Here is a 529-nt window from a genome sequence, read left to right on the forward strand (position 1 = left end):
GGAAACTCGAGCCCTTCGCTTTTGAAACGCTTCATGACGGCCATTGCAGAGCCTGTATGGCGGAACGTCTCAAAGATCCAGCGAATTGAATGCTGGATTTGCGCATCAGGGTCGAGAGTGACGGTCTTGTCTTGTTGATGAACAAATCCGATGGGGAGAGGCAATTCGAGCTCTCCGCGTTTTGCCTTGTTGCGAATACCCCCTTGCAGCCGAGCCTTGAGCACATGCAACTCGGCTTCACTCATTGCACCCTTTAGTCCGAGCAGTAATCGATCATTGAACTGTGTGGGATCATACACGCCGTCCTCATCCAGAATCAGCGTGTTTGACATGGCTGAAAGCTCTAGCAAGCGATGCCAGTCTGCATTGTTGCGCGCCAATCGCGAGACTTCCAACCCCAGCACAATGCCCACATGACCCATCGCCACCTCACTGACCAGATGTGCAAACCCGTCTCGACCTGTGCTCTGCGCACCGGACTGCCCAAGATCGCTGTCAATAACGTGTATCCGCTCACTGGACCAACCCA

The 529-nt window shown here is 53.9% G+C and carries 1 protein-coding gene; it reads right to left on the minus strand.

The genetic code is table 11. The annotated features are described in order from the left end of the window. Nucleotides 1–529: recombinase family protein (locus ACUNV4_RS30465; protein WP_430882444.1), on the minus strand; the 529-nt coding region annotated here is incomplete at both ends.

The sequence above is a fragment of the Granulosicoccus sp. 3-233 genome (assembly GCF_052681095.1).